At 67.1% G+C, this 21,040-nt stretch carries 21 protein-coding genes and 1 tRNA gene; 12 read left to right on the forward strand and 10 right to left on the reverse strand.

Annotated elements, in window-relative coordinates; translation table 11 throughout:
- The first annotated feature begins 182 nt into the window (after window positions 1-182).
- Window positions 183-995: an HAD family hydrolase gene (locus tag ACFFGN_RS29415; RefSeq protein ID WP_380054072.1), complete on the forward strand. Its 813-nt coding sequence runs from the start codon at window positions 183-185 to the stop codon at window positions 993-995.
- 39 nt (window positions 996-1,034) lie between these two features.
- On the opposite strand, the gene ACFFGN_RS29420 is transcribed toward ACFFGN_RS29415, so the two are convergent.
- Entirely contained in the window at window positions 1,035-1,646 is a 612-nt protein-coding gene (locus tag ACFFGN_RS29420) for a bacterial proteasome activator family protein (RefSeq protein ID WP_380054075.1), read from the reverse strand.
- Window positions 1,647-1,713: 67 nt separating this feature from the next.
- Window positions 1,714-2,247 (reverse strand): CGNR zinc finger domain-containing protein, encoded by a 534-nt coding sequence (locus tag ACFFGN_RS29425; RefSeq protein ID WP_380054078.1) that lies wholly within the window; start codon window positions 2,245-2,247, stop codon window positions 1,714-1,716.
- A 25-nt stretch (window positions 2,248-2,272) separates the two neighbouring features.
- On the opposite strand from ACFFGN_RS29425, the gene ACFFGN_RS29430 reads away from it, so the two are divergent.
- Window positions 2,273-2,446: a hypothetical protein gene (locus ACFFGN_RS29430; RefSeq protein WP_380054083.1), complete on the forward strand. Its 174-nt coding sequence runs from the start codon at window positions 2,273-2,275 to the stop codon at window positions 2,444-2,446.
- Window positions 2,447-2,528: 82 nt separating this feature from the next.
- Here ACFFGN_RS29430 and ACFFGN_RS29435 read toward each other — a convergent pair whose 3' ends face one another.
- From ACFFGN_RS29435 to ACFFGN_RS29450, 4 genes are read right to left on the reverse strand one after another with little or no spacing between them, the layout of a single operon-like run.
- A complete protein-coding gene (locus ACFFGN_RS29435) occupies window positions 2,529-5,165 on the reverse strand; it encodes an FtsX-like permease family protein (RefSeq protein WP_380054086.1) in 2,637 nt (878 codons plus the stop codon).
- Window positions 5,165-5,887, reverse strand: a complete 723-nt coding sequence (locus ACFFGN_RS29440) for an ABC transporter ATP-binding protein (RefSeq protein WP_380054089.1) — start codon at window positions 5,885-5,887, stop codon at window positions 5,165-5,167. Before ACFFGN_RS29440 ends, ACFFGN_RS29435 begins: the two co-directional genes overlap by 1 nt.
- A complete protein-coding gene (locus tag ACFFGN_RS29445; protein ID WP_380054091.1) occupies window positions 5,884-6,480 on the reverse strand; it encodes a PadR family transcriptional regulator in 597 nt (198 codons plus the stop codon). Before ACFFGN_RS29445 ends, ACFFGN_RS29440 begins: the two co-directional genes overlap by 4 nt.
- A 32-nt stretch (window positions 6,481-6,512) precedes the next feature.
- Window positions 6,513-7,091 carry a TetR/AcrR family transcriptional regulator gene (locus ACFFGN_RS29450; protein ID WP_380054094.1) on the reverse strand — a complete coding sequence of 193 codons (579 nt, stop codon included), beginning with the start codon at window positions 7,089-7,091 and terminating at the stop codon, window positions 6,513-6,515.
- A 105-nt stretch (window positions 7,092-7,196) separates the two neighbouring features.
- On the opposite strand from ACFFGN_RS29450, the gene ACFFGN_RS29455 reads away from it, so the two are divergent.
- Entirely contained in the window at window positions 7,197-7,592 is a 396-nt protein-coding gene (locus tag ACFFGN_RS29455; protein ID WP_380054096.1) for a VOC family protein, read from the forward strand.
- 29 nt (window positions 7,593-7,621) lie between these two features.
- On the opposite strand, the gene ACFFGN_RS29460 is transcribed toward ACFFGN_RS29455, so the two are convergent.
- Together ACFFGN_RS29460 and mobA are read right to left on the reverse strand one after the other, a co-directional pair.
- Window positions 7,622-8,599: an NAD(P)H-quinone oxidoreductase gene (locus ACFFGN_RS29460; protein WP_380054098.1), complete on the reverse strand. Its 978-nt coding sequence runs from the start codon at window positions 8,597-8,599 to the stop codon at window positions 7,622-7,624.
- 32 nt (window positions 8,600-8,631) lie between these two features.
- Entirely contained in the window at window positions 8,632-9,192 is a 561-nt protein-coding gene (gene mobA / locus ACFFGN_RS29465) for a molybdenum cofactor guanylyltransferase (RefSeq protein ID WP_380054101.1), read from the reverse strand.
- 47 nt (window positions 9,193-9,239) lie between these two features.
- Here mobA and ACFFGN_RS29470 point away from each other — a divergent pair, with 47 nt between their 5' ends.
- From ACFFGN_RS29470 to ACFFGN_RS29490, 5 genes are all read left to right on the forward strand, one after another.
- Window positions 9,240-10,031, forward strand: a complete 792-nt coding sequence (locus ACFFGN_RS29470; protein WP_380054104.1) for a carbon-nitrogen hydrolase family protein — start codon at window positions 9,240-9,242, stop codon at window positions 10,029-10,031.
- Entirely contained in the window at window positions 10,028-11,053 is a 1,026-nt protein-coding gene (cobC, locus tag ACFFGN_RS29475; protein ID WP_380054107.1) for an Rv2231c family histidinol phosphate aminotransferase CobC, read from the forward strand. The genes ACFFGN_RS29470 and cobC overlap by 4 nt, the downstream gene beginning before the upstream one ends.
- Before the next feature lie 74 nt (window positions 11,054-11,127).
- Window positions 11,128-11,664 carry a BatC protein gene (locus ACFFGN_RS29480; RefSeq protein WP_380054110.1) on the forward strand — a complete coding sequence of 179 codons (537 nt, stop codon included), beginning with the start codon at window positions 11,128-11,130 and terminating at the stop codon, window positions 11,662-11,664.
- 107 nt (window positions 11,665-11,771) lie between these two features.
- A complete protein-coding gene (locus tag ACFFGN_RS29485; RefSeq protein WP_380054113.1) occupies window positions 11,772-12,908 on the forward strand; it encodes a cupin domain-containing protein in 1,137 nt (378 codons plus the stop codon).
- Entirely contained in the window at window positions 12,905-13,783 is an 879-nt protein-coding gene (locus tag ACFFGN_RS29490) for a ferredoxin family protein (protein WP_380054116.1), read from the forward strand. Before ACFFGN_RS29485 ends, ACFFGN_RS29490 begins: the two co-directional genes overlap by 4 nt.
- 109 nt (window positions 13,784-13,892) lie before the next feature.
- Here ACFFGN_RS29490 and ACFFGN_RS29495 read toward each other — a convergent pair whose 3' ends face one another.
- Window positions 13,893-15,134 carry an MFS transporter gene (locus ACFFGN_RS29495; RefSeq protein WP_380054119.1) on the reverse strand — a complete coding sequence of 414 codons (1,242 nt, stop codon included), beginning with the start codon at window positions 15,132-15,134 and terminating at the stop codon, window positions 13,893-13,895.
- A gap of 377 nt (window positions 15,135-15,511) precedes the next feature.
- Here ACFFGN_RS29495 and ACFFGN_RS29500 point away from each other — a divergent pair.
- Window positions 15,512-15,599 (forward strand) — tRNA-Ser (locus tag ACFFGN_RS29500).
- A gap of 216 nt (window positions 15,600-15,815) precedes the next feature.
- On the opposite strand, the gene ACFFGN_RS29505 is transcribed toward ACFFGN_RS29500, so the two are convergent.
- Window positions 15,816-17,012: a helix-turn-helix domain-containing protein gene (locus ACFFGN_RS29505; RefSeq protein WP_380054122.1), complete on the reverse strand. Its 1,197-nt coding sequence runs from the start codon at window positions 17,010-17,012 to the stop codon at window positions 15,816-15,818.
- Between the two features lie 421 nt (window positions 17,013-17,433).
- Between ACFFGN_RS29505 and ACFFGN_RS36115 the strand changes: the two genes are divergently transcribed.
- From ACFFGN_RS36115 to fxlM, 3 genes are all read left to right on the forward strand, one after another.
- Window positions 17,434-17,799: a hypothetical protein gene (locus ACFFGN_RS36115; protein ID WP_512700335.1), complete on the forward strand. Its 366-nt coding sequence runs from the start codon at window positions 17,434-17,436 to the stop codon at window positions 17,797-17,799.
- Window positions 17,800-18,854: 1,055 nt separating this feature from the next.
- Window positions 18,855-19,259: a hypothetical protein gene (locus ACFFGN_RS29510; RefSeq protein ID WP_380054127.1), complete on the forward strand. Its 405-nt coding sequence runs from the start codon at window positions 18,855-18,857 to the stop codon at window positions 19,257-19,259.
- A 492-nt stretch (window positions 19,260-19,751) separates the two neighbouring features.
- Window positions 19,752-20,975, forward strand: coding sequence for a methyltransferase, FxLD system (gene fxlM, locus ACFFGN_RS29515; RefSeq protein WP_380054129.1), 1,224 nt, complete (start codon window positions 19,752-19,754; stop codon window positions 20,973-20,975).
- Window positions 20,976-21,040 lie beyond the last annotated feature (65 nt).

Consider the following 21,040-nt stretch of genomic DNA (forward strand, 5'->3'; position numbering starts at 1 on the left):
AACCTTCCGGCGCATGGGAACTTGTTGCCTTTGCAGCATCCTGCCGTAACGGTCTGGTGACGTTGTTCAATCCTCAATGATCAAACGGAAAAGTCCGTCCTGCGGTAGGTGCGAAGCCCTGCTTGTCAAGGGATTAAGTCCTGATTGCAGGTTGCTGCAGAACGGCCGGATACGGTGGCCGTGTGCCCGACTTCGCAGCAGCCCGCCCACCCCGCCTGGTGGCGTCCGATCTGGACGGCACCCTGGTCCGCAGCGACCGTTCCGTCGCGCCCCGCACCAAAGCCGCCGTACTGGCAGCACAGCGCGCGGGCGCCATCTTCGTGATGGTGACCGCCCGTCCGCCGCGCTGGCTGCACGAGCTGGCCGATCTTGTCGGTGATCACGGTGTCGCGATTGTTGCCAACGGCGCCCTTTTGTACGACGTGCGCAATCAGGCCGTACTGCGTACCCGGCTGATCGATCCCGGTGTCGCCCTCGAAGTCGCGCAGGCCATCCGGGCGGAGATTCCCGATGTGCAGTTCGCGATCGAGCGACCGGATCGTTACGGGCAGGAGCCGGAGTACTTCAATCGATGGCCTATTCCGGACAAAGCGCTGATTGCGGAGCTGAGTGAGCTAATGGCCGAACCGATGGCGAAGCTGCTGGTCCGTCATCCGAGCTGGCACTCCGACGAACTACTGGCGGAGGTGGAGAAGATCACCGGCGGCAAGGTGGCCGCGAGTCACTCCGGCGGTACCTCGCTGGTGGAGATCGCGGCGACCGGAGTGTCGAAGGCGTCGATGCTGGCCGATTTCGCCGCGGAACAAGGAATCTCGGCGGACGAGTGCATCGCGTTCGGAGATGGCCTCAACGATCTGCCGATGCTGGCCTGGGCCGGTACGTCGTACGGCATGGCCAACGCCCACCAGGTCGTGCTGGACCGGGTGGACGTGGTCTGTCCCTCGAACGACGACGACGGAGTGGCCGTCGTGCTCGAGGAACTCTTCTCTGCTTGAGCTTTCCCGCCGCTTTCCTGCCGGTTTCCCGCTGGTGGGCTAGAGGTACATGCCGCCGCTGCCGGGGCCATCGGTCTGGCCGGGCTGCTGAGGGCCGGGTTGACCCGGGAACGGCGGCTGACCGTCGGCCTGCGGCATACCGCCGGGCAGTGCGCGGCGCATCGACTCGAGCTGCTGGCGGGCCGCCATCTGCTGCGCGAACAGGGCCGTCTGGATGCCGTGGAACAAGCCTTCCAGCCAGCCGACCAGCTGGGCCTGCGCGATCCGCAGTTCACCGTCGGTCGGCGTGCCCTCTTCGGTGAACGGCAGGCTGAGGCGGTCCAGCTCCTCGACCAGTTCTGGCGCCAGGCCGGATTCGAGCTCCTTGATCGAGGCGGCGTGGATCCGCTTCAGGCGTTGCCGGGAGGCCTCGTCGAGCGGTGCCGACTTCACCTCTTCCAGCAGTTGCCGGATCATGTTGCCGATCCGCATCACCTTGGCCGGCTGCTCGACCAGTTCGGTCACCGAGCGCGGCTCGTCGGAGTCGTCGTCGTCCTGCCGCGGCGGACCCTCGACCGCCATGCCGTCGGGGCCGACGATGAGGAACTTGCCGTCCTCGGTCTGCGCACCGGCCATCACAGGACCCTTGTTCTCGTTCTCCGCCTCGCTCATACCCGCCATCCTAGAGCGGTCGCTGTACGCCCTAGCGGCGGTGCTTGCTCGCTGGCGGTGCGTAGCGTCAGGGCTTCGCACGGGAACGGTGGCGGCGGACGGCGTCGCGGTTGGCGCAGGCCGGGCTGCAGTAGCGCTGACGGCCCGCGCGTGACAGGTCGGCGTACACGTTGTCGCAGCCGGTGGTGGCGCAGCGGCCGAGCCGGGTGATCCCGCGGCCGGCCAGGTGCAGCGCGGTGCCCGTGCTGATCAGTGTCGCGACCAGGCGGCCGACGCCGACCTCGTCCGGGCGGTAGTGCAGGTGCCAGCCGTCACCCGAGTGGTTCGTCAGCCGGGGATGTTCGGTGTACTTCGCGAGCATCGCGTTGACCAGCGCCACACGTCGCTCCGGCGCCGAGGCATCGACGACCTCCAGCCACTCGGCCAGCACGATCTTGATCTCGTCGAAGTCCTGGCCGGTGATCAGGCGGTCTCGCACCAGCCGGCTTTCGACGCCGCTGTCGATGCAGATGTCCGCCAGTTCATCGGCAGTGCTGAAGCTGCGGGTGGCCAAATTGACCGCCAGCAGAACCGCGTCGGCGCCGTAAGGGTTGAGATGCACAATGCCATTACAGCACGATGGGCCCATGACCTTCGAGACTCCGCCACATCGGCACCGCTGGATCCCCACCTCGTCCCACCTGGTCAGCGACGGCCTGGTGGTCTACCAGCGTTGCGGCTGCGGCGACTGGCGAGTCGCCAGTACGCCGGCGTACCCCGTCACTCATCCGGAGATCGCCCACATTCGCAAGTCTGCTTAGCGGTCCGGTTCGGTTTGATGCCTCAAGCAACCATCTGAGGCGCGGCGGAACCCCTCCAGCCCGCCGCGCCTTTCCGGGCGTGTCATTCAGCCCGGCGCACCATCGGCAGGCGCGAACGTGTGGTCAGCCAGGCCATAGCGCCCGCGAACAGCGGAACGGCCACGACGATCGCGCCCAACTGCAACCACGGCACCGCGAAGTACGGCGAACTGGTGATCGTCCGACTCGAATAGCCCATCAAAGCGCCGACACCCACGCCGAGCAGGCAGCCGATCTGGCCGAGCAGCCACGCCTGCGCGGCCGCGAGGTTGCGCCGACGCCTTGGCTGAGCCCCGATCGCCGCCAGCGTGGCAAGATCCGCTCGCCCCTCGGCTGCCGACAACGAGACGGCCACGGCAACTCCCATCAACGTCACCAGCGTGGCGGCGCCGAGTACCCCGGCCAGGACGAGCTGGTTCGGAGGCTGGTAGCCGCGTTCGACGTACAACGAGGTCTTCGACTTGGTCAGCATGGCCACGGTCTTGAGCTCGGCCTCCGAGGGTTGCCTGGTCAACTCGAAGTGCGTCTGCACAACATTCAGCGAGGCGAACGTCCGGGCTGTCTCGATGCTGACCAGCGCGTGGTCCCGCAGGGGAAGGATCATGCCGTCGAGCGGAAGGGCCTGCGCCGGCAGAATCCGTGCGACCCTCTTTTTGTCCCCGCCATCCCAAGAGCCGACGATCGCTTTGCCGTCGCGGATGAAGCCGGCCTTCGGAACCACCAGATTTCCTTGCCGTAGCGCCTCGGCAATCGCGGGATGCTTGCGGTCGAACAGGCCCGGATCGACCGCGCGCAGCGCCCGTTGATCCGTGGCCAGGCCAGGCTGCGAGTGGAGTTCCACGAATCCGGTCGAGTCCGGTGCCCCCGGTAGTGCGAGCTCCGCGATGTCGGCAGAGCTCCGCGCCGGCAGTGCCTTGGCGACCTCGTTCTTGATCTCCGCCGAGTGATTCAGCGTGTGCTCGACCCAGGCGGCACCGTCCGGGGTGTACTGATCCCCCTGATAGCTGAGTACGGCGTTGCCCTGCTGGCTCATCGGCCGGTACGTCGCCGCCTGCCCGGCGAAGTCGTTGGCGAAGAAGATGGCCAGCGCGGCCGTCGCGGCGACCGCCATCATGATCGCGGCGGCCGTTGGTCCGGTGCGGTGCCGCTGCCGAGCCGCGTCGCGCAGCGCCAACCGTCCGGCCAGCGGCAGCCGCCCTCCGGCTGAGGCGGCCAGCGCGACCAGGTTTGGCAACATCCAGATCAGGCCGATCAGAACGGCTGCGGTGCCGCCGAGAATGAGTACCAGCGGGAGGACCGGCTTGTGGGTCGGGTTGTAGTGCTCGGGCGAGATCGGCGTGGTCACCACCTTCGCGAGCACTCGGGCCAGCAGTGCGGTGCCGGTGAGATTGGCCACCAGACCCGCGATCAGCAGGGCCAGGGCGCGCCGCCGGAGTGGAGCGTGGCGGGTCGAGACCTCGTATCGGCCTGCCAGTGCGGCCAGCGCAGGCTGCCGCCCGGCCTGGATGGCCGGTACGGCGGCGGCCGCGAGTCCCGTCAAGACGCCGACGCCGATCATGCACGCGATAGCCGTCCACGGAATTCGCCAGGCGGTGATCAGATTGCCCGTCAGGTTCTCCCAGACCGGCCGGAGGCTGAGGGCGATGCCGACGCCCAGCGCGGCGCCGGCAACGGAACCGATCAGGCCGATGATGAGTCCTTGGGCCAGGACGAGGCGGCGGACGTCCTTCGGGCTACCGCCGTTCGCCAGCACCAGGCCGAGCTCCCGAGTCTGGCGACGGGCCCCGACCGCGAACGCCGTGCCGGCGAGCAGCGCGATCTGCAGTAATCCGAAGCCGGCCCCTAGCCCGACGCCGGAAAGGTCCATGTAGTCCCACGGTTGTCCGTAGCTCTTCATGTCGTCCCGGGTCATCAAGTTGATGCCCTTGGCGGCGAGCTGGTCCTGAAGCCGGACAACGTCCACTCCGGCGGGGAACTTGGCCAGATAAGTAGGCGTTTGGCCCACCGTCGATGGCCCGGCCAGCCGGCTGTGCGGCGAGATCCAGAGCTGAGGTTCGGTGGGGGCGCTTACCGGTCGGACCTGGCCGACGACGGAGTAGCGGTTCCCGGCCGGATCGGTAACGGTCGCATCGGGCTTGAGCGTGTCACCGTCGAGCAGATCCAGCTGCTGGGCCAGCGATGGTGTGACCGCGACCTCGGTGCCCGTCTCGGGCAGGCGCCCCTCGTCCGCGCGATACGTTCCCTCGAGCAGCGAGCTGGGCCCGGCCAGCAACGTCCGGTAACTCGCGGTCGTGTCGCCGACGCGGATCTGCACAGTCCCGAAGAACTCGGGCAGCGGGGCGAGCAGGGAGCCCGCCGGAAGCAGCTTGGTCACGTCAACGCTGCTCGCGGATCTGGTCGGCTGGGCGTTCTCCGGCGGCGAGAGAACGACGCCGTACGGCTGTTCGGTCTTGATCAGCCGGTCGTACTCGGTGGCGTGGACCATGGCGTCGGCGGTGCCGAGGCGCTGGGAAACGCCCACTTCCGGAACCGGGTCGTTGGTCGCCGCCACCACCGCCGCGCCGGCTCCGCCCATCATCGGCAGGCCGATCAGTACGGCGATCAAGGTGCTGCGGCCCAGGGACCTACGGGCGTTGCGGCGGGCCAGCCGGATGGCGGTGGCCCAGCTCGCGCCGGCCATCAGCGCGCCTCTTCGAGCAGCGAGTCGACGGCCGCCAACGGGCCGGACTGCCCGACCAGAACGCCGTCGCGCAGGTAGACGACCCGGTCGGCCCAAGCGGCGTGCCGGGCCTCGTGGGTGACCAGGACCGCGGCGATTCCCTTGCTGTCACAGCGATCCCGGAGCAACTGGAGTACGGCTTCACCGGTCTCGGAGTCCAGCGCGCCGGTCGGTTCGTCGGCCAGCAGCAGTTTGCGCTCGCCCACGATGGCACGGGCGATCGCGACTCGCTGGCGTTGCCCACCGGAGATCTCGTCCGGAAAGCGATCGGCCAGTTCGGCGATACCGACCTCGGCCAGCGCGAGTTCGGCGGCCTTGCGCGCCTGCCGTGGACGGGTGCCGTCGAGTTCGAGCGGCAGTGCTGCGTTCTCCAGCGCGGTCAGTGCCGGGATCAGGTTGAAGTCCTGGAACACAAAGCCGATTCGCCGCCGCCGCATCGCCGCCAGGTCCGCCGTACCGAGAGTGACCAGGTCGTTGCCTTCGACAAGGATCTCGCCACTGGTCGGCCGATCGAGACCACCCGCACAGGTGAGCAGCGTGGACTTACCCGAGCCCGACGGACCCATCACCGCGACCAGCTCACCGGCCGCGACGGCAAGGTCCACCTTGCGCAGGGCATGCACGGCGGTAGGGCCTTCGCCGTGCACCCGGCTGAGTCCCCGGATATCCAGGACGACGCTCATCGCCGGACCTGATCCGCGTCTTGACCGGTGGTCGCTGCCTCGGCCGCCTCGGGTGGGGTAGCGGCCGGTTTGGCGGCGGATCGGCGGTGGCGCGACAGCATCGACTCGCAGTGGTCCAGCCAGCGGATCTCGGCCTCGGCGGCGAAGATCATCGACTCGACCACCAGCAGCCAGGACACCTCGTCAGCGGAGGCCGATCGCTTCAGCCGGGTCAGCTCCTGCAGCGAGGTCATGGTCGCCACCCGCTGGCGCTGAACCACGGCCGCGACGTCGATCCCCGGCACGGTGAGCGCCAGCGCAAGCTTGATCGCCAGTTCGTCCCTGGGCCGGTCCTCCCGCGCCACCGGCGTTTCGAACCAGCTGGCCACCTCCGCCCGGCCGGCCTGGGTGATCTCGTACCGCGCCTTGCCGTCCACGGGTTCGCCCGCGGCCTGGACCAGCCCGTCGCGCTCGAGGCGCGTCAGGGTGGTGTAGACCTGCCCGATGTTCAGCGGCCAGGTGGAACCAGTCGCGGCCTCGAACTCGCCGCGCAACTGGTACCCGTACTTCGGCTCGGACCTCAGCAGCGCGAGCAACCCATGCTTGATCGACATATACCGAGTATGCATACCCGGTATCCGTTAGGTCAATCGGTGCAGTTCGGGATGAGGCGGCGCACGAGTTGTTCGGTGACGGCGTCCACGTCGTAGTGACGGCCGGTGCCGGGTGTGAGCTGGTCGAGCATCATGCCGTCGACGGCGAACCTGAGTAGTCGCACCTCGTCCATGCCGCCGGGTAGACCCGCTTGCAGGTGGAATGCCACGTCCAGGCTGAAGTTCTGTTCGAGCGTTTTGGTCAGGATGTCGTTGAGTCCGGGCCTTCGAGTGGCCTCCAGGCGTAATTCGAACAGCGCGATCGTGAGTGACGGCTGGGCCAGCAGGCGCTCGACGATGTGTCGCACGTAGTCGGTGACGAGTTCGACCGACGGCTCGCGCGTCGCCAGCCGTGCGAGGACGGCTTCGTCTGGCGCAAATCGCTCGAAGATGCGCTCGCCCAGCGCGCCGAGCAGTTCGTCGCGGCTGCGGAAGTAGTTCGAAGCCGTTCCAGCCGGTACGGCGGCCGCGGCGTCGACCGCGCGGTGGGTCAGACCGCGCGCGCCGGCCGCGGCCAGCACCGTCAAACCGGCGTCGGCCAGCTGGATCCTGCGTTCGGGATTTCGGGCCATGGTTGACAGGCTAGCAGTCAATCCACTACAAATGTCGTTGTTCAACCACGACACCTGTAGTCCAACGTGAGGAGTTCTGTGCAGCCCGCAGCTTTTGGTGCCACGGTGGTCACGTCCAAGCCGGCCGAGGTCGCCGCGTTCTACCAGCAGTACTTCGATCTCGAGATCACCGTGGATCTCGGCTGGTTCATCTGCCTGCGGCGCGGTGACGCATCCTGGGAGATCGCCATCTCCGAGCGAGGCCACGACTCGGTCCCGGCCGCGGTATCGGCGGTCACCGAGTCGTCGAACCTCTTCGGTTTCATCGTGCCGGACGTCGACGCGGTGGCGAAGGCGCTCACCGATGGCGGCGTGCAGCTCGAGACGCAGCCGGTCGACGAGGTGTGGGGCCAGCGGCACTTCTACGTGCGTGACCCCGAGGGCACCTTCATCGACGTGATCCAGCTGATCGAGCCGGATCCGGAGTGGATCGCGGCGATGACCGCGGCGGCCGCCCAGTGATCAGGGCCGCGTGATCACCGCATGGGCGATCACGGCGTGAGGAGGACCTTGCCGACGTGCGATGACTGCTCGAGGATCTCGTGAGCAGTCCGCACCTCGGTGAGGGGCATGACCTGGTGCACGATCGGGTGCACCTTCTTCGCCTCGACCAACGGCCAGACGTGCCCGGCCACCTCGGCCAGGATCTCGCCCTTCTCCACGACCGACCGGCTGCGCAGCGCCGTACCGGTCACTGAGGCCCGGCGGGTCAGCAGCCGCCCGAGGTCCAACGTGCCCTTGGTGCCGCCTTGCATGCCGATCACGACCAGCCGGCCGCCGAAGGCCAGCGACTTCACGTTGTCCTCGAGGTACTTCGCGCCGATGATGTCCAGGATGACGTCGGCCCCGGCCTTACCGGTGGCCTCGCGAACGACGTTCGCCCACTCCGCCTCGCGGTAGTTGATGGCGATATCGGCGCCCAGGCGCAGGCAGACCTCCATCTTGTCCTTGGTGCCGACCGTGCAGAGCACGCGAACCCCGTGCGCGACCGCGAGCTGGATCGCCATCGTGCCGATACCGGAACTGCCGCCGTGCACGAGCAGGGTCTCGCCAGGCTTGAGGTGGGACGTCATGAAGAGGTTCGACCAGACCGTCGCGGTGGCCTCCGGCAACGCGGCGGCGCTGACCAGGTCGACGCCCGCGGGAACCGGCATCACCTGCGAAGCCGGGACCGCCACCTTGGCGGCGTAGCCACCACCGGCCAGCAGCGCGCACACCTCGTCGCCGATCTTCCAGTCGGTCACCTCGGCACCAACGGCCGAAACGACGCCGGAGCATTCCATGCCGATCGTCTGCGGAGCGCCTGGCGGGGGCGGGTAGAACCCCTGGCGTTGCAGCAGATCCGCCCGGTTCACACCCGCGGCGGCCACGTCGATGACAACTTCGTCCACCGCCGGTTCCGGATCCGGGATCTCGCCGACCGACATGACCTCGACGCCACCAGCGCCCTCACACACGACAGCTCGCATACTGTCCACAGTACGACGTGCGCCCCGGAGGTTCAGCCCGGTCCTGGGTTGGAGTGGTCGTCGAGGTCTGCCCAGGTGTCGACGTCGTCGCCTGCGCGGATCGGCCCGGACCACCCGAGCGCCAGGCCCGCGAAGAGCCGTCGTACCGACTGGTCCCGGGTTTCCCCGAGTTCGGCCAGCGCCCGCTCCAACGCCGTACGCCGATAAGCGGCCGCCAACCGCTGCGCCCGCCCGGAGCTGTCCCGCAGCCCGAACCCGTCGTACTCCGCGAGTCCGGTGACCAGTTGCTCGACGTTTTCCGCCTCGAGCCACGGCAGGTCGCACGAGACGATCACCACGATTGGCGCGGTTCCGAGTGGAACGGCGGCGGCGATACCGGCCACGGGTCCACCCAGCGGCGGATCTTCCGTCGCCCAGGTGACCGGCCGGGCCGTGGCACGTTCAGGGCCGACCACGACGGTTTGCTCGGCACCGGCCGTCGCGGCGAGGACGCGGTCCAGCATCGCGACGCCGTCCAGGATCAGTTGGGCCTTGTCCACCCCGCCGAACCGGCTGGACCGGCCGCCTGCCAGTACCACTGCGTCGAACCGCATACCCGGCATCCTGCCACCGGACGGCGGTTGTGCGGCACGATGGAGGGGTGAAGATCGCCGTGGTCCAGACCGCCAGTAGCCAGGACAAGAGCGCCAACATCGCGACAGTGCGGCGGTGGATCGACGCGGCCGCCGGGCAGTCGCCCGATCTGATCGTGCTGCCGGAGGCGGTGATGGCCGACTTCGCGGTGGAAGGTGGTTCGGTCGGGGAGCTCGCCGAGCCACTCGACGGGCCCTTCGTGACGGCGCTGCAGCAGGCGGCTCGCGAGCACAAGAGCGCGATCATCGCGGGCATGTTCGAGACCAGCTGTCACGCCGGCCGGCCGCACAACACCCTGCTGGCCGTCGGACCGAGCGGCAAACTGCTCGGCGCGTACCGCAAGATCCACCTGTACGACGCCTTCGGCTACAAGGAGTCGGACCAGCTCACCCCGGGGGATGTCGAGCCCGTGGTGGTCGAGATCGCGGGGCACCGGCTCGGGCTGATGACTTGCTACGACCTGCGGTTCCCGGAGTTGTCCCGGGCTCTGGTCGACGCCGGCGCCGAGGTGCTCGTCGTACCGGCGGCCTGGGTGCGCGGCCCGCTCAAGGAGAAGCACTGGCAGACCCTGCTGGCCGCCCGGGCGATCGAGAACACCTGCTACGTCGTTGCCGCCGCACAGAACGGTAAGAAGTACTCCGGGCTCAGCCAGGTGATCGACCCGCAGGGGGTGACCATCGCGGCGGTGGGCGAGGACGACGGTTTCGCGGTGGCCGTCATCGACGCGGAGCGCCTTGCGGAGGTACGACGGCGTAATCCCTCGCTGGCGAACCGCCGTTTCGGAGTCGTTGCCCGGTGACCGACTTCGACTTGGACCACCACGGCGACGTCGAAGTGGGTGAGGGCCTGGTGGACCTGGCGGTCAACGTCAGGACCGATACGCCGCCGCAATGGCTGCTTGACGAGATCGCGACGAGTCTGACCGACTTGGCCGCCTATCCTCGGCAGGACGCGGCCATGGCGGCCGTGGCGGTTCGGCATGGCATTAGTCCCGACAGGTTGTTGCTAACCGCCGGAGCGGCCGAGGCCTTCGTACTGATTGCAAGAGCCTTCAAGCCACAGCGAGCCGTAGTGGTCCACCCGCAGTTCACCGAACCTGAAGCGGCCTTGCGCGCTGCGGGCCACTCGGTCGACCGGGTGATCCTCCGACCGGAGGACGGGTTCCGGCTGGATCCGGCCGCCGTTCCCGAAGATGCGGACCTGGTGGTGATCGGAAACCCCACCAACCCGACGTCTGTGCTGCACCCGGCGGAAGACCTCCGGGCACTTGCCAGACCTGGCCGGGTTCTCGTGGTGGACGAGGCTTTCATGGACGCCGTACCGGGTGAACCGGAGTCCGTGCTGGGCGCCGAATCGCCCGGCCTGCTGGTGATTCGCAGCCTTACCAAGACCTGGGGATTGGCAGGTTTACGCGTCGGGTACCTGGTCGCCGAGCCCGGCTTGGTCGCTCGCCTCGCGGCGGTGCAGCCGCACTGGCCGGTCTCGACCCCGGCGCTGGCCGCGGCGATTGCCTGTAGCAACAACCGGGCGATCACCACAGCGGTCGCGGCGGCCCAGGAGCTGGACCGGCAGCGGGCACATCTCGTCGCCGGACTGGCCGAGGTGGACGCAGTGAAGACGTATGGCGTGGCACGTGGGCCATTCCTGCTGCTGCGGCTGGACGGAGCCGCGGTGGTACGGACGGCCTTGCGGGAAAGAGGTTTCGCGGTTCGCCGCGGCGACACCTTTCCCGGCCTCGGGCCGGACTGGCTGCGAATCGCGGTCCGGCCGGAGGCCACCGCGGACCTCTTCGTCAAAACACTGCGCGAAGTTCTCGGCTGACCCGGCGCTGCGGGCCTCCGACGATCACCCGGTTCCGCGCCGGACCGATTGTCACTTCTGAGAGGAGCAGCACCATGGGACTGGACGACGACATCACCTCGGCCGGCAACGGTGAAGAGGGTCCTGCCGACGGCGGCGCGAGCCCCGGTGCGACCGACGGTGGTGCCGATGGCGGCGCCGGCGGCGAGTACGGCGGAACCGGCGGCGGGGGTGAGGGTACGGCGGACGGAGGCGCCGCACCCGGTGTCTCCGACGGTGGTGCCGACAGCGGCGCGGACAGTGGCGCCTACGGCGGCTCCGAAGGTGGCTCCGAGGGCGGTTTCGGCGGCTCCGAGCGCGGCGGTGGTGGCGTAGAGGGCAGCAACGAGGGCGGTTTTGCCGGCTCATCCGGTGGTCCGGACGGCGGCCTGGGCAGCTCGGGCGAGGACAGCGGCATGGGCGTGTCCAGTGAGTCCGACGGCAGTTCCTTCGAGGGCAGCGGCCCGGCCGGTAGCTCCGACGAGGAAGGCCTAGCCGACGGTGGCGCGAGCCCGCAGGGCCACGACGGTGGTGCTGACGGCGGTGCGGGCGGCGGATCCGGCGAATCCGGAGAGGGCTCCAGCAGTTGGTGACTCCGCAGCCGGGCGCCGGGCGGCCATTGGGGAGCTGCCCGGCGCTTCGGCGCTGCATCGCCGGTGATCCGGACGAGTTCGCCGCTAACAGTTGGGGGCGGCGGGCAGTGCTGTCGCGTGCCGCGGACCTCCCCGCGCCTTTCACCGATCTCCTGACGCTGGACGACGCCGACGAGCTGTTGTCGCGTCACGGGCTCCGGACGCCGTTCCTGCGTATCGCGAAGAACGGCGAGGTGGTCGGCGACAAGCAGTTCAGCGGCCCGGGCGGCGTCGGCGCGGAGATCGCGGACCAGATTCGCGACGACAAGGTCGCGGCGTTGTTCGCCAGTGGGCACACGGTGGTGCTCCAAGCGCTGCACCGCACGTGGGGCCCGCTGATCGACTTCTCGACGCAGTTGTCCGAGGAAGCCGGTCACCCGGTTCAGATCAACGCGTACATCACTCCGCCGCAGGCCCAGGGCTTTGCGGCGCACTACGACGTGCACGACGTGTTCGTCCTGCAGATCGCCGGTGAGAAGCACTGGACGGTTCACGAGCCGGTGCACGCCGATCCGCTGCGGAACCAGCCGTGGACCGATCACGCCAAGGCGGTCGCCACTGCGGCCCGGGACCAGGCGCCGGTCATTGACGAGGTACTTCGCCCCGGCGACGCCTTGTACGTGCCGCGCGGCTTCCTGCACTCCGCGAAGGCCCTGGGTGGTGTCAGCGGTCACCTGACGGTTGGCCTGCATACGCTGACGCGGTATCTGCTAGTCCAGGAACTGGCCGCTCTGGCGGCGGAACGCGCTGAGCTGCGTACGGCCCTTCCGCTCGGCTTCGACCCGGGTGACCCGGAACAAGTCGCACAGCATCTCAAGAAGGTTGCCGAGCTTGTAGCCGAGCAGGCCCAGACTGCCACTCCGGAACAACTCGCGGCCCGCTTGCGCCGCCGTACCTGGACCGGGAACCGCCCAGCGCCTCTACCGCCTTTGGCCCATGCAGCGGCCATAGCCGGTATCGAGCCCGGTACGACTGTTCGGACGCGCGTGGGTCTACGGCACCGAGTAGTGCCGGGTGATCCGGTTCTTCTGCAACTGCCCGACCGGACGATCTCGTTCCCAGTCATCACCTCTGAGGCGGTAGCGCGGCTCTGTAGTGGCGAAGAGGTGGCTGTGCGGGACTTGCCGGGTTTGAGCGAGGAGGACCAGCTCACCTTGGTGCGCAGGTTGATGACCGAGGCAGTGCTGGTCGCCGGTAAGCCGTGAGCCAACTGCCGTACCGGCCGGAGACGGGTTGTGCCGCCACAGCCCTACTCCGTGGCGACAACCTGATGGCGACGGCTCCACCCGCGCGAAGCTGGCTCCTGATCGAATGCCGCGAGCCTTGGCCCCGGCAGGCCCTGACAGCTCTAGGTGAGTACACCGAGCGGGTACGAGCCGCATGCGCGGAGATCGGTTGTAGGCCCGCGCTGATCCGTCGGTATGGCCGGAGCGATCCCACGGTCCCCCGGCGCTGGGGCCTTGTCGACAGCCGCCCGGGCCGGGAATCCGCTAGATGGGGCGAATTACGGTCTTACGCGGACCTACTCGACGTACTCGCTGGGGAGTTGCCGGGTGAGCTGAGCGACGAACCGGCGTACCTGATTTGTACGCACGGGCGGCATGACCCGTGTTGCGCCGTACAGGGCCGGCCGGTTGCGGCGACGCTTGCCACGGCGTACCCGGAACGGACCTGGGAGTGTAGCCATGTCGGTGGTGACCGCTTCGCGCCGAACCTGGTGGTGCTGCCGCATGGTTTGTACTACGGGCACTTCCCGGTTCTGGGAGCGCTCGACCTGGCCACTAGGTACGACAAGGGCCTGGTGGTTCCGGAGTACTTCCGAGGGCGCGGGTCCTTCTCGCCACCCGTGCAGGCGGCTCAGCACTTCGCCCGCGCCGCCGGTGCGTCGTACGAGGTGAACCAGCTCAATCCCCTTGCAGTAAAGGCGATCGAGCCTAACCGCTGGGACGTCACCCTGGCCGGCGGATACGCCGTACAAGTCTCGGCCCGGCTAATGACGATAGACGCGGCCCTAACCTGCGGTTCAGCTTCACCCGGCCAGGCCCGCCACTTCGAACTTGAGCGGCTAGTGGCCCCCTAGTAGGCGATCGTCCCGGTTGGCCCCACACAACACCGCCGACGGCGCGACGTACGCCGAGTCGGGGACAACGGGCCGAACTCCTCGATGCTCCAGCAGCATGACTTCCAGGCTAATCCGCCTGGTCGGCCGCCGGGGCCGGGCGACGGACGGCCTCGGTGGGGAGGACGCGTTCGAGGATGAGGATGGTTAGGCCAGCGAGAACGGCTAGCAGGGAGATGCCGAGCCAGGGGAGTTCGGGGCTGCGGTCGAAGAGTTGGGCGAAGAAGGCCGGGGCGATGGCTCCGGCGAGGGTGAAGGAGTACTGCCAGTAGGACAGGTACTTCCCGCGCCCGATCACCGGAGCGGCCGCAGCCGCTAGAGCGTTCGAGGTCGCGGCGTGGAGTACGTCGGCCGCGGCGAAGATCAGCGTCGCCACGATCAGGGCAGGAACCACCAAGGCGGTCGGGACGTGCAGCAGCGAGGACATCACCAGACCCCAGAGGGCCCAGAGACCGGCAGCTACCACCAGCACGAGCGTCCGGCGGCGGTTCTCGGTATGGCGAACCACCAGCGTCTGCCCGGTCGCGAGCACTACAGACACTGTCGCCATCAGCACGCCGACGAGCCAAACCGGAACGGGCAGGGCCTCCGCGACGTACACGGGCAGTCCGACGCCGAGCAGCATCATGCACAGGGCAAGCACGGTGTTGGCCGCGATCAGGATCAGGAACGGGCGGTCCCGGCGTAGCAGCGGCGCGGGCCCGTTCTCCGCGGCGGCCTTCGGATCATGGTCGACGTGGATCCGGCTGAGCAGGAAGCCCGCGACGACGAAACTGATCGCGTTCACCGCCATCGCGATCAGGAACGGCGCGGAGCCGTGGAAGGTCAGCAGCATGCCTGCCGCCAGCGTGCCGAGGCCGAAACCGGTGGCCTGCATCATGCCGCTCAGGCCGAACCAGCGGTCCCGGTCGACCGGGGTGGAGATGTCCGACAGCAGGCTGAAGATCGATGACCAGAACACCCGCTGGCCCATCGACGCCACCAGTGCGCAGAAGAACAGCAGCCCCAGCGATCGCGCGAACAACAGTCCTGCGAAAGCCACCGCCTGCGCTACCTGCGAGCCGATGATCAGGTTGCGCGGGCCGATGCGGTCGATCACCTGACCGACTACGGCCGGCGCCACCAGCGTGAAGAGGTTGGCCACCGACAGCGCGACTCCCGCGGTGCCGAGCGGGATGTCGGCCACCCGGGTGAAGAACAGCAGCAACAACGGCGCGGCGATACCGGCACCGAACGAGTCGATGGCGAGTCCGGCGAGCAGCGGAAGCCGCCCCCGGACATCCGGTAGGCCGAGCGAGGTGGCAGTAGGCATTCGGCTGTCGAGGCTAGCAAGCTCCCGACTGCCGTGCCTACTTCATTACCTCGCGATGGCGACTGCCTCCGCGCGGGCGGACATGTGGCGGAGTGGTCGCCAGGCCGCGACGGTCATGACCGCCATACTGGCGAAGGCGATAACAAACGGCGCGGCCAGACCGAACCGTTGCGCGAGCAGCCCTCCGAGCAGAGTGCCGATCGCCGCGCATCGCGACCGGCCGGCCGGTGGCACCGCAATAGCGACAGATCGCCACCCACCTGCCGGTGGCACCGCAATCACGAGCCCACGGCCGGTCCCAAACCACGCTTCTCCCCGCCCGCGCGGTATCCTCGTCGCCGGCAGCCGACCCGCCTCACCGAGGGCGGGCCGGACCGGGAGAGTTCGCATAGTGGCCGAGTGCGCTGGTCTTGAAAATCAGTAGGGCGGTTCCCGTCCTCGTGGGTTCGAATCCCACACTCTCCGCCTAAAAGTGCCCCTGACCTGCGGAAACGCAGGCGGGGGCACTCAGGGTCAGGTTGGTCGAGGTGTCTCGCCATCACTCACTAGAAGCGGCTCTCAACTGCCGTTTGGGTCCCATACGGGTCCCAGTTTTAGGGTCGTCCCAAGTGCGTTGAGTACTCGATGCCACTCGGCCTCAATGCGACCGCACCATGCCCTGACTCAACTCGTGCTCGCGAGCTACAGAGACGACAGGAGCCCCATGCGGTCCGCCAGTGTGCGTAGATCCGCCCCGCCGGCGTCACGACGAGCACGAAGCAGAAGCTCACTGACCATCTCGCGTGCCCATACGTTGTTGCGTGTGCGAGTTGGCCCGAGTTTGTCCGCACGGCGGAGGAGTTTCACGACTTCAGCATCATGTCCGCGGAGTGCATGGAGAGCGCGGGCGTGGTCTATCAAGAACGCCACCTGCCGGGACTTGGCTGGGATGTCGCTGAGGCGGATCTCCTTAGCAACCTCGGCTGCCTTAACTGGATCATCTGCCTCAAGGGCGATGCTCATCCGCCACTGGTTGACGTTGGTCCGGGAGAAGTTCATCCAGAAGGCGTTGGTTCCGCTTGTTCGAGCAGCAGCGGCCTGAGCTTCTCGGATGGCCTCTTCGGGGTCATCCCCGCGGAGCTGCGCGGTGAACGCCGTGGTGATAACCGACGTTCCGTAGATCTCGAAGTCCGCCTCCGTTGTGGGCCGCAGCAGCTCGGCTGCGTGCATCGCGAGCCTGTCTGCCCGCTGGTAGGCGCCCAGGCCAATCAAGGCTTGCGAACGAGCAAACTCAGACGCTGCTACGTAGAGAGGGTCATCAAGGATGACCGCAGCTTGGTGACCACGGTCGGCTGCAACCCATGCGAGGTCAACCGCGCCCAGGCTCTTGAGGAAGAGTGTCGCTGTGTGAGTTGCTTGCACGATTGAGCGCAGCGCGTCGGCTTTATTCGCGCCGTCGGCCGTCGCGGTGAAGTGCAGATCTGTGATGAGGCCTGGTAGAGCTCGTCCGACCTCCATATCCCGACAGAGCTGGCGGAGTTCTGCCACTCGCTGAGTCTCGGCGGACAGATCTAGCATCGTTCTCTGTGGCGCCTCACCCGCGCTGTCCAAACCCGTCGACAGGAGGGCGAGGCGGATGTCAGGCACTGAGGCCATCACTTCACCGTCGGACTGCTCCGTCAGGAAGTGGTCCCCCACGAGATCGGCGAGGCTAACCCGAAGTGCATCGGCGATCGCCTTCATCGTCGTGCGCTTGTCGAGTGTCGCGTTCCCATTCTCGATCTTGGATAGGTAGCCCTTAGACAGTCCGGACTGACCCGCGAGCTGTTCAAGTGTCAAGTTCCGCCATTTGCGAAGACGGCGGATCTCCTGGCCTATGTTCGGGAGGTCGTTGTCCACACAATCAAGATTACACGCGGGAGTTTCCTGCTAGGAAACTTTGTCTCAGATTCCTCCCTTAGCGTTACGGGCATGACGCAAAGAGTGATGTCTCGGAGACGGGTGTTGGCTGCGCAGCACGCCCTGACAGAGGACGAGCTTGTGGCCTACCTGACCCGCCATCAGTCAGCACGTCCGCTGGAAACGCAGCCCTATCACGCGACGGACGAGACTGCGAAGCAGATGGCTCCGAGCCAGGAGTCTGACCGCACATGACTCGGACGCTGGCTAGGCGAAGGGTTCGTGTGTGGTTTGGCGAACACGTTATCGATACATACGTCGGTCCCGAGTCTTTGGCTATGCGGCACGAGCAGGCCATGCGACGCAAGTTCGTGGCCGCGCGGATCACTAATGACGAGGTGCGGACCGACAGGCGCCCGCAGTGAACGCGGCAGCGAGACTCTTTGTCCTTGACCGGCACCATGACGTGTCGGGTGTTTCTGGTACAGGCCTAGTTGCTGAGGGCGTGGAGTTCAGCGACGGTTCCGTGGCGTTGCGTTGGCCAGGCGAGCACGCTACGACCACAGCGTTCGAGTCTGGTATCGCCAGCGTCAGAGCGGTCCACGGTCATAGCGGCGCCACCGAGGTGCGATTCCTCGATGAGATGCGACCGGGCCGCGTGCCGTCCGACTTCGACTATCCACTGTCTACGGGCACGCGGGTGCCGACAGCAAGCTGCGACGGGTTGTGCTGCGGGTGCGGTGGGGCGTGGCCATGCACGCGATGTCCGGATGCCTTGAATCGCTGACCCATCATCCAGAACGGGGGGATCACTATGCAACGCCTGCATTGCTATTACCGGCAGCACTTCATGATGACCGCAAAGGAACGTGCGGAGATGCTGGCGATGTTCGCCGAGTTCGCTGACAGGAACGGGCTTGAGCTGGCCGGCATCTTCAGTGATTCCGTTGAGACCGGATCTGTCGGGCTAGTGGCGCTGCGATCGGCTCTGGAGCTGGACAGCGTTCGTCTTGTCGCGGTGCCGTCCCTGCGTCACCTGGATCCGCTTGGCGATCCTGACCGTGTGGTAGCGGAGTTCACTGATTCGGGGGTCGCGGTTGCGGTTGCTGATGCGGTTTTTGACCAGGGGCCGGCGCGATTGACTGCCTGCGACTCATCATCGCAGAGTCGGCCCTTTCCTCGGAGTCCCGGTGCGATGCGCACCTCCTCAGGGCATCGCGCCGGGGCTCCCTCTCATGCCGGCGAGCGGGTGCGTAGCAATTGGGCTGAGTCTCGCTCGCCGATCCACCCCGAGAGCCTCATGTGCGGTTCTCGGTTGGCTCCGCTGCCTTCAGAGGCGCCTGTTTGGGGGCAGCGTGAGCCGGTTTCGTCCCTGAGCGGTGGGGCGGGCGCGGCGTCTCCTGCGGCTGGCATGGTCGTTTCGCAGGGCGAGGCGGCGACGGTGCCGGTTCGTGTAGCTGCGCCTGTCCCACCTTGGTCACCTGGGTCTTTGACCGCCCAGGTGGGGGACGTCTCGCCGGTTACTAGTTACAGCTGGTGGCGAGCGTTGCCCACAAACCGCGACACCGTCTCCGGGGGTGTCGGTGTCGCGGGGCCGCATGTGTCGGTATTAGAGGTCGATGCGTTGCCGGTGTGGTTCCGCTCGAACTGGCGGGAGAGCGGAACCACACCGTCCGCTGTCGCACCCGGTGGTGCGTCGACGGGGAATGAGTGGGGGGCGGCTCAGTGAGGCTGGACGCGGACTGCGTCACCGATGAAGCCGTCGATCGGCGTCAGGGGCCGGTCGACCATCCGTGGCATGAGTGTCATCCCCGGTCCCCTGGGCCGGTTGGCCGGATCTGCGTGACTGCGCATGTCGACACGATCGCCGCACTACGCGAACTGGCCGCCGGCAACAAGGTTTCAGGCACGGAGACGCTGCGAGTCGCAATCGGCATCATGCGCATGGTCGAGGCTGAAGTCCGCAACGGCAATCTGCTCGCAGTCGTCGAGCGTGACTTCCGTGGTCAGTGGCTCGCGGTACAGGAGCTGGAGCTGACTTATCTGAAGCCGATCCGCGAGATGACCAGCGCCGAACGCGCTGCGGAGCGGGACGCGAATCCGGACGGCTACTTCAAACGGCTGAGCGCGGAGAACTGCAAGGCCGCGATCGCTGATGTCCGCGAGCGTGACCGGCGACGCGCCACCGAGACGCGGCGTCACTGGTTTCGCCGGCTGACCTTCGGGCGTCTGGGCGGTGATCGGTGATGCGATGGGAGTACTGCTCTCTGATGGCCGTGGCGGTGTGGTTGCTCAGCTGGTTCGCGGTGTGGTGTCACGCTGAACGTGCCCGCTGGCGCAATAGCGTTGACGTGCGACCGCTGGTCACCTCGGCGATGCTCCAGACACCTCAGGTTCAGGCACTGGATCAGCAGATCAAGACTCATCTGCAGAGCGCTCCGTGGCTGCAGTCCGGTAGCTCGCGTGACCGCCGTCGCGATCAGATCTGGGCGACGACCTATGGCGAGCTGTTGAGCCAACGGCTTAGCGCGCTTGTGGTTGCGGAGAGAGCTGCGATCCAGGCCCTACGAACGGACCTGCATCGTCGCCAACGCAACCGCCCACGGCACCACGATTTTCCTGCTCGCTCGGCAGTAATGCGCGACCTAACTCCATGACCAGAAAGGCCCACTCGTGACCGATTCCCTAGGTCCGTCCGACCCCCGAAGTGACCAGAACGGCGTGACTACACTCTGTGACATGAATGTCACTGATGTTGAACCGGCCACCTCTGCTGAGTCGCTGCGCTCCGACCTGGTCAACGAATTGCGCGAGCAGGGTTCGCTGCGTACCGACCGCGTGGCGGAGGCTTTCCTAACTGTGCCCCGGCACCTGTTCCTACCCGATGTGCCGCTGGCAAGGGCTTATGCGAACGACTCGGTTGTGACCAAGCGCAATGAGCATGGTGTCTCGATCAGCTCGGTCTCGCAGCCTGGTGTTGTGGCGATGATGCTGGAGCAGGCCGAGGTCGAGCCTGGTCATCGGGTGCTGGAGGTCGGATCGGGTGGCTACAACGCCGCGCTGCTGACCGAGCTGGTCGGACCTACAGGTGAGGTGACCTCGATCGATATCGACGCGGACGTGATCGAGCGAGCGCATGCCGGCCTTGCGGCGTCGGGATACACGAACGTGAACGCGTTCTGTGCTGACGGCGAGTTCGGGGCGAAAGACGATGCTCCGTTTGATCGGATCATCGTGACGGTCGGTGCGTGGGATATTCCGCCGGCTTGGGTGGAGCAGCTGGCTGAGGGTGGCCGGATTGTTGTTCCGGTTCGGTTGCGTGGCCTGACCAGGTCGGTGGTCTTCGAACGTGAAGGTGACCAGCTGGTGAGCCGCTCGGTTGAGGTCTGCGGGTTCGTCGCCATGCAGGGTGCCGGCGAGCATGATGAACGCCTGGTGTTGCTGCGCGGCAAAGAGGTAGGGCTGCGCTTCGACGACGAGCCACCGCATGATGTCGAGCTGCTGAACGGTGTTTTGGCGTCGCCGCGAACTGAGGTCTGGTCGGGCGTGACGGTCGGTAACACCGAACCGTTCGACACCCTCCAGGTCTGGCTGGCGACCACCATGCCGGGCTACTGCTGGCTCGCGGTCGATCCCGAACTCGATACCGGCATCGTCAAGCCGGCCAACCGGATGGCCTGTCCTGCCGTTGTCGACGGCGCAACGCTCGCCTACCTCACGACCAGGAAAGCGCCATCGGAGCCGGGCACCTCGGTCTACGAGTTCGGTGTGCACGGCCACGGCCCTGAGGCCGACAAGGTCGCTGCGCGATTCAACGGGCAGGTCCAGGTCTGGGACCACAGTCACCGCGGTGGGAAGGGCCCTCGGATCACAGCGACTCCGGTCGGCGCGGCCGACGAGCCGCAGCCGGGCGGATCGGTGATCCGCAAGAAGCACGTCAGCCTCACAGTTTCCTGGACCTGACAGCGGCGCTGTCCGCTCACGGGTCTAGGTCTTCGGGAACAAACACCAACAGTTAGGAAGGCTGA

The sequence above is a fragment of the Kribbella deserti genome (assembly GCF_042434725.1).
GTDB lineage: Bacteria > Actinomycetota > Actinomycetes > Propionibacteriales > Kribbellaceae > Kribbella > Kribbella deserti.